The organism is Postechiella marina, from assembly GCF_039538365.1.
Classification (GTDB): Bacteria; Bacteroidota; Bacteroidia; order Flavobacteriales; family Flavobacteriaceae; genus Postechiella; species Postechiella marina.
Map to the genome: position 1 here is coordinate 526,392 of NZ_BAABCA010000003.1, position 13,540 is coordinate 539,931.

Below are 13,540 nucleotides of genomic sequence, written 5' to 3' on the forward strand. Positions count from 1 at the left end.
TCTTATTTAGCTTCTTCTATATAAGAGATAGCTTGACCAACTGTAGCAATATTTTCAGCTTGATCGTCTGGTATTTGAATATCGAATTCTTTTTCGAACTCCATTATTAATTCTACAGTGTCTAAAGAGTCTGCTCCTAAATCGTTTGTGAAGCTAGCTTCTGTTACAACTTCGTTCTCATCTACTCCTAACTTGTCTACGATAATCGCTTTTACTCTTGATGCAATGTCTGACATAATCTTTTAATTTTAAGTTTTAATTAGTTGGCAAAAATAAAAAACTTTATTTTTAAAACACACCTTTACCATAAAAATGTGTTGGTAATTTAATAAAATTACTTTGAAGTATTTCTATAATCGCTTCTAATTGTTAATAATTATTCTTTTTTTTGTTCGAATAAAATTAACATTATTGTCTGTAAAATGAAACGTATAGTAATTTTTGCGTCCGGTGGAGGAACAAATGCTGAAAATTTAATCAAGTTTTTTCACAACAGAGAAAATGCGTCTGTTATTCAAGTATTAACTAACAATCCTTATGCCAAAGTGCTAGAAAGAGCAAAAAAGCTTAAGATTAGCGCACTTTCTTTTAATAAAATAGCCTTTACAGAGACAGAAGACGTCTTAAATATTGTAAAAGCTGCTAAACCAGACCTTATTGTTTTGGCTGGTTTTTTATGGAAATTCCCAGATAATATATTACATGCATTTCCTAATAAGGTTATCAATATACATCCTGCACTCTTACCTAAATTTGGAGGCAAAGGCATGTACGGTATGCATGTACACGAGGCTGTTGTTGCTAACAAAGAAACAGAAACGGGCATAACCATTCATTATGTAAACGAAAATTACGATGAAGGTGCTATTATATTTCAAGCAAAATGCAATGTTATTAATACGGATACTGCAAACGATGTTGCTTCTAAAATTCATGATTTAGAAATGAAACATTTTCCTGATGTAGTTAATAAATTGTTATCTGAGTAAAATTGAGATCTTAAATTGAATAGGTTTCTACTTTCGTAGAAATACAAAGCATGACAAAAAAGAAAAAGAAATACTATACTGTTTGGCAAGGACACAAAACTGGTGTTTTTGAAACCTGGAACGCTTGCAAAAAACAAATTAAAGATTACCAAGGCGCTCAATACAAATCGTTTGCCTCCCTAGAAGCAGCAAAACAAGCTTTAGAAGGCAATTATTTTGATTATATTGGAAAAAATAAACCAATTAAAAGCGAATTATCTGCCGAGCAATTAAAAAAAATAGGATTACCAAACTACAACTCCATATCTGTTGATGCTGCCTCTAGTGGCAACCCTGGCATCATGGAGTATCGAGGTGTCGATACTAAAACAAAACAACAACTTTTTATTCAAGGTCCTTTTGAACAAGGCACCAATAATATAGGAGAATTTCTTGCCCTTGTACATGGTTTAGCTATTCTTAAAAAAAATAACAGCAACCGCATACTCTACACAGATTCGAAAATAGCCATGAGTTGGGTTAGAAAAAAAACCTGTAATACCAAGTTAACCCGAAGTGCAAAAAACAAACCTGTTTTTGATTTAGTAGACAGAGCGCTAGATTGGTTAAAAAATAACACATACAGTACCGTAATTGTAAAATGGGAAACTAAAGCTTGGGGAGAAATACCTGCAGATTTTGGTAGAAAATAAACTTTAAAATAAAAACAGGCGTCTTAAAAACGCCTGTTTTGTTTTACTATTTTTACTAATACCCCTCAGTATGTTTAATTTTAAAATAGTAGCAATTCATTAATTAAGACACATCCTTTTTTAAAAAGTCACATAAAAAAACGCTTTTAATATTTTTAGGCAAAAAAATGCATAATCATCTTTAATAAGAATATCGTTTTAACGTCTAAAAAAGAATTATATTTGCAAAAAAATCATCATAACCTCTTTTATGAGCAAATTAGTAATTGTTGGCACTGTAGCTTTTGATGCCATTGAAACACCTTTTGGTAAAACCGATAAAATTCTTGGAGGTGCTGCTACTTACATAGGTTTATCTGCTTCTCACTTTAATGTAGATTCTTCAGCAGTATCTATTGTTGGTGGCGATTTTCCTCAAAAATATTTAGATTTATTATCAAATAAAAACATTGATATTTCTGGAATAGAAATCGTTAAAGAAGGTAAAACTTTTTTCTGGAGCGGACGCTACCACAACGATATGAATTCTCGCGATACTTTGGTAACAGAGTTAAATACCCTTGCCGATTTTAATCCTGTTGTACCAAAAAACTACCAAGATGCAGAAATAGTAATGCTTGGTAATTTACACCCACTTGTACAACAAGGTGTTCTAGATCAAATGACGGTAAAACCTAAATTAGCTATTTTAGATACCATGAATTTCTGGATGGACTGTGCTTTAGACGATTTACTTAACGTTATAAAAAACGTAGACGTAATTACTATTAATGATGAAGAAGCAAGGCAACTAACAGGAGAATATAGCTTAGTTGTTGCAGCACGAAAAATTCATGAAATGGGACCAAAATATGTGGTAATTAAAAAAGGAGAACATGGTGCCTTATTATTTCATAATGAAGATGTATTTTATGCTCCAGCATTGCCACTAGAAGAAGTTTTTGACCCTACAGGAGCAGGAGACACCTTTGCGGGTGGTTTTGCAGGCTATCTTGCTAAAACAGGAGATACCTCTTTCGAAAACATGAAAAAAGCAGTAATTTATGGCTCTACACTAGCCTCTTTTTGTGTTGAAAAGTTTGGAACCGAGCGCATGGAAAACCTATCGAAAGATGAAGTACACAAGCGACTAATGCAATTTAAGCAATTAACGCAATTTGAAATAGAATTAACATAAACTAACGCGCTCTAAATTTTAGAGCGCGTTTTTTAATACAAACCTTGCTCTTAAAAAAAGCAGGTAATAAAAACCTAAATCAATTTATTATTTCAGTAAAATCACTAATACCTAGTTTTTATGAAATAATGTAAATTAATGAGAATAGCGAAAATTTAAAAATTTATGAGTGATGCTTTAAAACATGAATGTGGAATTGCCATGATAAGGCTTTTAAAACCACTTGAGTATTATAAAGAAAAATATGGAAGCGCATTTTATGGTGTAAATAAAATGTACCTTATGATGGAAAAGCAGCACAATCGCGGACAAGATGGTGCTGGTTTTGCTAGCATTAAATTAGACACAAAACCAGGAGAACGTTACATAAGTAGAGTGCGCTCTGTTGCACAACAACCAATTCAAGATATTTTTGCTCAAATTAACGACAGAATTAATAATGAGCTTAAAGCACATCCAGAATACACAAACGATGTAGCTGCACAAAAAAAGAACATACCCTATATTGGCGAAGTCTTACTTGGCCACGTACGCTACGGTACTTTTGGTAAAAACAGCGTAGAAAGTGTACATCCATTTTTAAGACAAAACAACTGGATGCACAGAAACCTAATTATGGCAGGAAACTTTAACATGACCAATGTTAAAGAGCTTTTTAGTAATTTAATAGAATTAGGTCAACACCCAAAAGAATATACCGACACCATTACTATAATGGAAAAAATTGGTCATTTTCTAGACGATGCTGTTAGTAAAATTTATAGAGATTTAAAAAAAGAAGGTTACAATAAGCAACAAGCTTCTCCACTTATTGCTGAACGTTTAAAAGTTGCAAAAATTTTACGACGTGCTGCAAAAAACTGGGATGGAGGTTACGCTATGGCTGGTCTTATTGGACATGGAGATGCTTTTGTTTTAAGAGATCCTGCAGGTATTCGTCCAGCATATTATTATCAAGACGACGAAATTGTTGTTGTAGCATCAGAGCGACCAGTAATTCAAACTGTTTTCAATGTAAAAATGGAAGACGTAAAAGAATTAGATCCTGGTCAAGCTATAATTACTAAAAAGAATGGCGATATTAGATTAAAACAAATTCTAGAACCTTTAGAAAGAAAATCTTGCTCTTTTGAGCGTATTTATTTCTCTAGAGGTAGTGATGCTGAAATATATCAAGAACGAAAAATGCTTGGTAAATTAGTAATGCCTCAAGTGCTTAAAGCAATTGATGAGGACACTAAAAACACTGTATTTTCTTTTATACCAAATACTGCAGAAACATCGTTTTTTGGAATGATTGAAACAGCAGAAGCGTTTATAAATAAAACCAAAACAAATGCTATTTTAAACGGGCAACGCTCTTTATCTGCAGCAAAAGTAACTGAGATATTATCTGAACGTGCTCGTATTGAAAAAATAGCTATTAAAGACGTTAAACTTAGAACTTTTATAACAGAAGACAGCAGTAGAGACGATTTGGTTGCTCACGTTTACGATGTAACCTATGGCGTTATTAAACCTACAGATAATCTGGTTATTATAGACGATAGCATAGTAAGAGGTACTACACTAAAAATGAGTATTTTAAAAATGCTAGATCGTTTAAACCCAAAGAAAATTATTGTTGTGTCTTCTGCTCCACAAATACGTTATCCAGACTGTTATGGTATTGACATGGCTAATCTAGAAGGCCTAGTAGCCTTTAGAGCAGCTTTAGCTTTATTAAAAGAAAGCAACCAATTCGATATTGTAAAATCTGTTTACGAAAAATGTTTAAAACAAACAGAATTAGACGATAAGCATGTACAAAATTTTGTAAAAGAAATTTATTCACCTTTTACAGCAGAACAAATCTCTGATAAAGTAGCAGAATTATTAAGTGACGAAAGTATAAAAGCCGAAGTAAAAATTATTTTCCAATCTGTAGAAAACTTGCATAAAGCATGTCCAGATCATAAAGGCGATTGGTATTTTACAGGAAATTACCCTACAGATGGTGGTAATAGAGTTGTAAACCGTGCTTTTATCAATTTTTACGAAGGCAATAAAGAACGTGCATATTAACTAAGATATTATCAATTTTAACAATTGATAATTGCGTTTTATCTGAAATAAACGCATTTAATCTAATAAATACTCAATTTATAGGAAATACACATAAATTGGTATCACCATAACATAAGTAGGTTAAGTTCATGGTAGATTTGGGGCAAAAAAAGGTGAACATCTGTTCGCCTTTTTTTATACAACAAAACCAATTTTAAACCACACAAAACACTAATAAACAATACATTGCAAAAATAAAATCAATAGGTTTAGATTTAAAACAGTTTACTTTTATTCGTTATTTTTTTCTTTTTTATCGCTAAAAAAATCTTTTACATCATCAAAGGTTTCTGGCTTGTAAATAAATTCTTTTTCTTTGTTTAAAATAAAGTATGTAGGCGTTCCTGTAACACCATAAGCATTACCTATTTCGTTATCCCATTTACCAGCTCCATAAACGTGTAAAAACTCAGGGTAACGATACGTTAAATCTTTCCACTTATAAGGTTCGTCTTCTAAACCAATAGCTACAATTTGTAACATTCCTTTTTCTTTGGAGTTAACAAAGTTTTGTAACTGCGGAACCTCTTCTAAACAATGCGAACAAGTACTACTCCAAAATACCAGAATGTAGTGTTTTGCCACATTTAACTCGCTTAGTTTTTTGGTAACAAGCACTTCTTTTTCTTTTATCTCTATAGAAAAATCTGGGGCTTTATTGCCTATAGATGTGTTTTGATATAAAATTAAAGCATGTAAAAGTTCTTGATCGTTTAGCGACACAGCTAAATCCATCAAATAATTTTCTGCTATAAAATTAGCAACACTTTCTAAATTTAAATCGGCCATTTGTTGCCACAAATCTGTTAAAAGTCTTTTTTTAATTTTTACAGGAGCTTTGCTAATTACTGCAGTAAAAGCTTTTATATTTTTAATATAACCCGATGCTTCATCTTTAGCATCAGCAGAAATTCCAAACACATAATTAAACATACGCTCAGTTAAAAAATCTGAACTTTGAAGTATTTCATTTTTAAAATCTACAGCATCAAAATAATGTGTTTTTAAATTAGCAAGATATGTAGTTCCATCTTCTGCTTTATTAGGTATATATGGCCTGTTAGCCTTAATAAAGTTAAGCGCTATAGTCTCCTTTGCTCCCAACTCGTAATTAGCTTGTGTTTCTCGCTGTGTTTTTAAAATAGACTTAAATGCTAAGGTATCTTTATCGCCTTCTCTAAAATACTTACCAATACTATTGGTTACCATAGACATACTATTGGTATAAGATGCTAATAAAGTATTCTCTAAAGACGATTGAAATGTAACTCCAGTTTCAGAATTAAAAGATAACTCTATATCTTCTTTACCGTTGTAAATAACATCAAAATTATAATCTTCCTGTGGTACAGCATAAACCAATTTGTAAATACCTTTTGTAACAGTAGAGTCTAACATAAACTCAAACTCTCCTTTTTCGTTTATTTCGGCGTTACTTACGTAAGTAGAAACCTCTGGGGCCACTTTATATAACAATACGAATTTATAATCTTCTGGAGGAGAAAACACACCTTTTATGGTATGCTGAGCCATAATAATACTTGGTAATAAAACTGCTAAAGCAAAGAGACGTTTTAACATCGATAATAATTTATAATTTAATAAACAATAATTAAGCCATAATGGGTTTAATGGCATTTAAAGCTTGGTTTACAGATTTAATATTTTCAAACGTAAGCAATAATCGCAAGCCAGCACGGGTTTGTTTTTCTTTCATTTTACAAATATTAGCATTTGCTTGTACAAACTTTAATACTTTGGTAAAAGTACCACTTTGGTAAAAATTACTTTGTTGGTCGTTAATAAAATACCCTACAAACTTCCCTTTCTTCATTATAATTTTTTCAAAGCCTATTTTACTTGCTAACCACTTTATTTGGACACTATTTAATAAATCGGTCACTTGATTTGGCAATTCACCAAAACGATCTATTAATTCCTTTTCAAAATTATACAACTCGTCTTCGGTTTTTAAGTTATTAAGCTGCGTGTATAAATTTAATCGCTCTGCAATATTATTAACATAACTATCTGGAAAAAGCAATTCGAAATCGGTATCAATAGTTACGTCTTTTACATAAACCTTACCTTCTTCTGGCTCGTTATATAAATCTTTAAACTCGTTTTCTTTAAGCTCTTCAATAGCTTCGTTTAATATTTTTTGATATGTATCGAAACCAATTTCGTTAATAAATCCGCTTTGCTCCCCTCCTAATAAATCTCCAGCACCTCGAATTTCTAAATCTTTCATGGCTATATTAAATCCGCTACCAAGCTCTGTAAACTGCTCTAAAGCAGAAATACGTTTTCTAGCATCCTCTGTCATCGCAGAATACTCTGGAGTAATAAAATAACAAAATGCTTTTTTATTACTACGCCCAACACGCCCTCGCATTTGGTGTAGGTCGCTTAGTCCAAAATTATTAGCATTATTTATAAAAATGGTGTTAGCATTTGGTACATCAAGCCCGCTTTCTATAATAGTTGTACTTACTAACACATCAAAATCACCATCCATAAAAGATAGCATAAGTTGTTCTAACTTTTTACCATCCATTTGGCCATGACCAATACCTATTTTGGCATCGGGTACCAAACGTTGAATCATACCTGCAACTTCTTTAATATTTTCTATTCTGTTATGAATAAAAAATATTTGTCCGCCACGTTGTATCTCGTAACTTACAGCATCGCGAATATCTTCTTCGTTAAAACGAATAACATGACTTTCTATAGGATATCTATTTGGTGGCGGTGTTGTAATGACCGATAAATCTCTCGCAGCCATTAAACTAAACTGGAGTGTTCTTGGTATAGGTGTAGCTGTTAGCGTAAGTACATCTACGTTGTCTTTTAAAGTTTTTAGTTTTTCTTTAACAGCAACTCCAAATTTTTGCTCTTCGTCTACAATTAAAAGTCCTAAATCTTTAAATTTCACGTTTTTATTAACTAGTTGGTGTGTACCTATTATAATATCTACCTTACCCTGTTCTAGGCGTTCTAATGTTTCGCGTTTTTCCTTTGCTGTTCTAAAGCGGTTTACATAATCTACCGTTACAGGAAAATCTTTTAAACGCTGAGAAAATGTTCTAGAATGCTGATATGCTAAAATAGTTGTTGGCACTAAAACAGCCACCTGCTTACCATTGTCTACCGCTTTAAAAGCTGCACGAATAGCCACCTCTGTTTTACCAAAGCCAACATCGCCACAAATTAAGCGATCCATAGGGCGTTCGCTTTCCATATCGGCTTTAATATCTGCAGTTGCAGTACTTTGATCTGGTGTGTCTTCGTAAATAAACGATGCCTCTAGCTCGTGCTGCATATAACTATCTTCGTTATACTGATAGCCTTTTTCTGTTTTACGTTTTGCATAAAGCTTAATTAAATTAAAAGCCACATGTTTAACACGCGCTTTTGTTTTTTGCTTTAAGGTTTTCCATGCGGTGCTACCTAATTTATAAACCTTAGGAGGCTTACCATCTTTACCATTAAACTTAGTTATTTTATGCAGTGAGTGTATACTTAAATAAAGCACATCGCGCTCGCCATAAACCAATTTTATAGCTTCTTGTTTTTTCCCTTCTACGTCTATCTTTTGAAGTCCGCCAAAACGTCCAATTCCATGATCTATATGCGTAACATAATCGCCTATATCTAAATTTGTAAGCTCTTTTAAAGTAATAGCTTGCTTTTTAGCATAGCCATTTTTAAGGTTAAATTTATGATAACGTTCAAAAATTTGATGATCTGTATAACATACTACTTTATTATCGTGGTCTATAAACCCTTGGTGTAACGATAAAATAATGGTTTGATAAGCCTTAACATCTAACTGAGAATCGTCGAAAATATCGTGAAAACGTTTAGCTTGTTGCTCGCTAATGCACGCAATATAATTTACAAATCCGTTGTTTGTATTTGCATTTAAGTTTTCTATTAATAAGTTAAATTGCTTATTAAAAGATGGTTGCGGAACTGTTTTAAAAACAATTTCGCTTACATCTGTACGTGGTGTAGAGGTTATTTGTCCTGCATCATTAACCAAATAATTATTTAAATCTGTAGATCGCTCAAACTCTATAATAGAAAACTCTAATAATTGCTTTTTTAGTAATGTAGAATTACAAAACAGCTCGCTTGGCTCTGCATGCTTTACATCTGTAGATAGGTTTTTAAAAGCCTCTTCTGCCTTGCCATAAAAATCGTCTATTCTAGAAAAGAATAAATCGGCATTTTTAAAACATATTACTGTTTTTTGGGCAATATACTTTAAAAAGCTCTGTCGCCTTTCGTCTAGTAGTTTATTGGCAACATTAGGAATAATGTTTATTTTTTTTATTTGCTCTATGGAGAGTTGAGTTTCTACATCAAAGGTTCTAATACTATCTACCTCATCGCCAAAAAACTCTATTCTATAAGGTTCGTCGTTCGAAAACGAAAACACATCTACAATACCACCACGAACAGAAAACTCACCAGGTTCGGTTACAAAATCGACTCTTTTAAATTGGTATTCAAACAAAACTTCGTTAACAAAATCTATAGACAAATTGTCGTTAACACCTATTTTTAAAGTATGTCTTTCTAATTCTTTTCTGGTTACAACTTGCTCGAAAAGCGCATCTGGATACGTAACAATTATTGCTGGTTTTTTTCGCGAATTAATACGGTTTAAAACCTCGGCACGTAAAAGCACATTAGCATTATCGGTTTCCTCTATTTGGTAGGGTCTACGGTAACTACCAGGATAAAACAACACATCTTTTTCGTTACCAAGTTGCTCTAAATCGTTTAAATAAAAAGCTGCTTCTTCTTTATCGTTAAAAATAATTAAAAAGGGCTTTTCTGCAGTTTTAAAAGCTTGAGAAATTACAAAAGAAAAAGACGAACCCACAAGGCCTTTTAAATGGGTTTTACTCTGAGATTGGGCAATAGCAGTTCGCAGATTTTGCATTTGCAAAGTCTGTCCGTAAGATTGCGAGAGGGAAGATTTACTCACTTTATTTTATTTTACAGTGTAAATATACGGTTTAGAATTATTTATATAATGCTTTACCTACTTTTTGAAGATATTTGTTTAGATTTAGTATTAACAAATTAACTAAAAACCAACTATTTGACCTCAATAATATGTCTAAAATTTTTATGCTATTTTTAAGTTTATTGTTTAACAAACACAAAGTTAAACCATGTAAATAAAACAAGAATGGCTTACAAAAAAGACCTGAGTGTTATTACTATAAAAATTTAAAAAAAAGAGTTAAGATTAATTTGTTTTAATTGCGTTAGGGATTGAGGCATTTGTTGAAGCTCCTCGTAGAGAGCGACTGCCGAAAGCGCGCCCCCTGTGGTAACGCCCAAATATTTAAAATTTCGGTATAAAATCTTAAAAAAAATATGTAGGTTTGCATCACTAAAAAAAGAAAAATATATGTCGTTTTCAGATTTATTTGACAGTGGGTTTAAAAAGCGTAATGAGAGTCATTTTGCAGCAATTGTTCGTGTAGCAATGGCAGATGGTATAATTACAACCGAGGAGCAACAATTTTTAGATAGATTGGCGCAAAGATTGGAGATTGGAGAAGGAGACTTTAAAGCCATTTTAAAGAATTATGAATCTCACCCTATAAATCCGCCTGCATCTTACGACTTGCGTTTAGAGCGTTTGTTCGATTTAGTACGCATGGTACATGTTGATAACATAAAAGAGGATGAAGAGCATACCTTATTAAAAAAGTTAGCTGTTGGACTTGGTTTTCATGCTGTAAATGTAAAATACATAACAGATAAAGCTTTGACTTTAGTTAAAAATGGTGTTGATTTAGATACTTTTATTGAGGAAATAAAAAATATGAATAAATAGAAAATAAAATCTATACAATATTTAAAGCGCTCGAATTAATTTGGGCGCTTTTTTTTATGGAATATTTTTAGCGGTCTTTAATTATACTTTAGTGTAATTTCTATAGCTCCGTTACCTCCTCTTACACCCCAGTGCCCAGCTTTATTACCCATTAAAACTTTAACAGATTTTACATCTATAGGGTTAACTCCAGAAATATCGTGTGTAACAACTCCATCTACAATTAAGAGAGCATACTGACTTGCGTTTATAGAATTAACGCCTCTAGAATCTAATATAATTTGCTTTCCTGTTGCTCCAAAATCGCCAGGAGTAACCGATGGATCTATATTTTGATCTACCACTTTGGCTTGTGGGTAAACGTATTGGATAACATCGTATATGTTGGCCAATTGATCGAAGTTGTTGTTTTCGTCTAACAAATGCTCTAAACTATACTCTAGGTCATTCTGTGTCATGTGTCCACTTTTAACAATATCTTTATAAGCAGCTTCTACTTGAATAACAACTAAATTTACGTGTAATTTATTTTCTCCTTTTAGTTTTAAACGCTGAGTATGAAAACCACCCGCACTAAACACCAGTTGGTCATTTTTTTTACAAGCTATAGAAAAATTACCAAGAGCATCTGAAAACACACTTGTTTTAGATTTTTTAGAACTTACCTTAACGCTTTTAACTCCATATTTTTTAAAAGCCACTATTTTACCCGTAACCGTGTGCGTTTGAGCAGAACTAAAATTTACCCCAAATACGATAAAAAGAACAACTGCTAAAAAAGATAATTTCATAACTTTAAGTTTAAAAGTTTAACCTCTACTAAGTTAATCAATTAAATTTACACACCATTAAAAAGGGTTAATACAACCTCTTAAAATCAACTTTTAAAAGTTGACATTATATAAACAACTAACAAAATAAACTATATTTTAACACGACTCTTTTAGTTTAAACAAAAAATAAGCTTTCTTAAAATACAAACTAGAAATTTAGCATTTACAGCCTATTTTACCCTAAAATTAACCAATAGTTCTCTTTTTAAAATCATTAGTTTCCTTAAACGATACACTGTTATATTAATTTTACACCTATAATTCAACCAATATCTTACATTTAAAAATATGAATAACATTGTTAAAGGCTTACTTATAATTTTACTGTTTTGGTCTTGCGAAGACTCTAAACCAAAAACAGAAACTGCACTAGCTACAAAAACAGACACTACTTACGAAGCAAATTGGGAATCTTTATCTAAACACAATGAAGATCCAGAATGGTTTCACGATTCTAAACTAGGAATTTATTTTCACTGGGGTTTATATAGTGTTCCTGCTTATGGTTCAGAATGGTATCCTTATAGATTATATAGAGAAAATGAATACCCTGATTATAAAGAATTTCACGAAAAAAACTATGGTAAACTTGAAGATTTTGGATATCATGATTTTATACCAATGTTTAAAGCAGAAAAGTTTGACGCAGAAAGTTGGGCAGATCTTTTTAAAACAGCTGGAGCAAAATTTGCTGGCCCCGTAGCACAACATCACGATGGCTTTGCTATGTGGGATAGTGAAATAAACCCATGGAACTCTGCCGATATGGGTCCGAAAAAAGATATTACAGGAGAAATTTTAACTGCAATAAAAAAACGTGGTCTTAAAACCATGACATCGTTTCACCATGCTAGACAAAGACAAAGACATGAAGGCGACTCTACAAAATGGGATACTTATAACAGCCATTTTGCATACAACCCTAAGTACCCAACATCGTCTGAAGATGCTGATTTAAGAAAATTTTATGGAAACCTTCCTCAAAAAGAATTTGACCAATATTGGTTAGATCAAGTTAATGAAGTTGTAGACAAATATTCTCCAGATATGTTATGGTACGACGTTTGGTTAAACCATGTTGCAGAAGATAAAATTGAAGAAATGTCTGCTCACTTTTTTAACCATGGCTTAAAAACAGGGCAAGAAGGCGTTATTATTGCAAAACATGACGATTTACCTAAAGACATGAGTATTTTAGATATTGAGCAAGGTGGTAAAAAAGATGTTTCTGAAAAAGTTTGGATGACAGATATTACGGTTAGCGATAAAGGAAGTTGGTGTTATACCAATGGACAAGTATACAAATCGCCAGAAATGTTACTTAGAAACATGATTGATGTTTGGAGTAAAAATGGTGTTGTGCTTTTAAATATTTCTCCTTTAGCTGATGGGACAATAAACAAAGAACAACGCGACCTTTTAACTAACGTTGGTGGATGGTTAGATGTTTATGGAGAAGCTGTTTACGGTACTAGACCTTTCCATATTTACGGGTTTGGACATGCTAAGGCTGCAGAAGGCGATCATGGCGGACAATCGGCTAAAGTTAAGTATACCGCTGGCGATGTTAGATTTACAACATCTAAAGATAAAAAATCACTTTATGTATTTTTATTAGGAAAACCTAAAGCGGGTACAAAAATATCTTTAGGAAAAATGAACAATATTGGATACGGTCCTGCCTCGCCAGTAAAGCGTATTGTAGAGTTAAAATCTGGTAAAGAAGTTAAGTGGAACAAAACAGAGAGAACTTACTCTTTTACTGTACCAGAAGGTGTTGAATTAAGTAGCTTAGCTAATGTGTTTAAAATGGAATTAGAATAATTACAAACACATTATTAAAATAAAAAAGCCTAGATTAACTCTTGTTAGTCTAG

10 protein-coding genes are annotated in these 13,540 nt (G+C 32.4%); 6 read left to right on the plus strand and 4 right to left on the minus strand.

What is annotated here, in order from left to right; translation table 11 throughout:
- Positions 1-2: 2 nt before the first annotated feature.
- Positions 3-236: an acyl carrier protein gene (locus ABD715_RS08670; RefSeq protein WP_008269813.1), complete on the minus strand. Its 234-nt coding sequence runs from the start codon at positions 234-236 to the stop codon at positions 3-5.
- A 186-nt stretch (positions 237-422) separates the two neighbouring features.
- Between ABD715_RS08670 and purN the strand changes: the two genes are divergently transcribed.
- The 4 genes from purN to ABD715_RS08690 all read left to right on the plus strand — a co-directional run bounded on the left by purN (position 423) and on the right by ABD715_RS08690 (position 4,922).
- Entirely contained in the window at positions 423-989 is a 567-nt protein-coding gene (gene purN / locus ABD715_RS08675) for a phosphoribosylglycinamide formyltransferase (RefSeq protein ID WP_344787772.1), read from the plus strand.
- 50 nt (positions 990-1,039) lie between these two features.
- Complete coding sequence (locus tag ABD715_RS08680; RefSeq protein WP_344787773.1) at positions 1,040-1,681, plus strand: ribonuclease H1 domain-containing protein; 642 nt, start codon at positions 1,040-1,042, stop codon at positions 1,679-1,681.
- A 250-nt stretch (positions 1,682-1,931) separates the two neighbouring features.
- Positions 1,932-2,858 carry a PfkB family carbohydrate kinase gene (locus ABD715_RS08685; protein ID WP_344787774.1) on the plus strand — a complete coding sequence of 309 codons (927 nt, stop codon included), beginning with the start codon at positions 1,932-1,934 and terminating at the stop codon, positions 2,856-2,858.
- 165 nt (positions 2,859-3,023) lie between these two features.
- Positions 3,024-4,922 (plus strand): amidophosphoribosyltransferase, encoded by a 1,899-nt coding sequence (locus tag ABD715_RS08690; RefSeq protein ID WP_344787775.1) that lies wholly within the window; start codon positions 3,024-3,026, stop codon positions 4,920-4,922.
- Between the two features lie 273 nt (positions 4,923-5,195).
- Here the strand turns inward: ABD715_RS08690 and ABD715_RS08695 are convergent, their stop codons facing one another.
- Positions 5,196-6,545 carry a TlpA family protein disulfide reductase gene (locus tag ABD715_RS08695; protein ID WP_344787776.1) on the minus strand — a complete coding sequence of 450 codons (1,350 nt, stop codon included), beginning with the start codon at positions 6,543-6,545 and terminating at the stop codon, positions 5,196-5,198.
- Between the two features lie 31 nt (positions 6,546-6,576).
- Entirely contained in the window at positions 6,577-9,966 is a 3,390-nt protein-coding gene (gene mfd, locus ABD715_RS08700) for a transcription-repair coupling factor (protein ID WP_344787777.1), read from the minus strand.
- 432 nt (positions 9,967-10,398) lie between these two features.
- On the opposite strand from mfd, the gene ABD715_RS08705 reads away from it, so the two are divergent.
- Positions 10,399-10,830 carry a tellurite resistance TerB family protein gene (locus ABD715_RS08705; RefSeq protein WP_344787778.1) on the plus strand — a complete coding sequence of 144 codons (432 nt, stop codon included), beginning with the start codon at positions 10,399-10,401 and terminating at the stop codon, positions 10,828-10,830.
- A gap of 77 nt (positions 10,831-10,907) precedes the next feature.
- Here the strand turns inward: ABD715_RS08705 and ABD715_RS08710 are convergent, their stop codons facing one another.
- Positions 10,908-11,621 (minus strand): hypothetical protein, encoded by a 714-nt coding sequence (locus ABD715_RS08710; protein WP_344787779.1) that lies wholly within the window; start codon positions 11,619-11,621, stop codon positions 10,908-10,910.
- 330 nt (positions 11,622-11,951) lie between these two features.
- On the opposite strand from ABD715_RS08710, the gene ABD715_RS08715 reads away from it, so the two are divergent.
- The gene (locus tag ABD715_RS08715) at positions 11,952-13,487 is read left to right on the plus strand and encodes an alpha-L-fucosidase (protein ID WP_344787780.1); all 1,536 of its coding nucleotides are present in this window, start codon (positions 11,952-11,954) and stop codon (positions 13,485-13,487) included.
- The last annotated feature ends 53 nt before the right edge of the window (positions 13,488-13,540 follow it).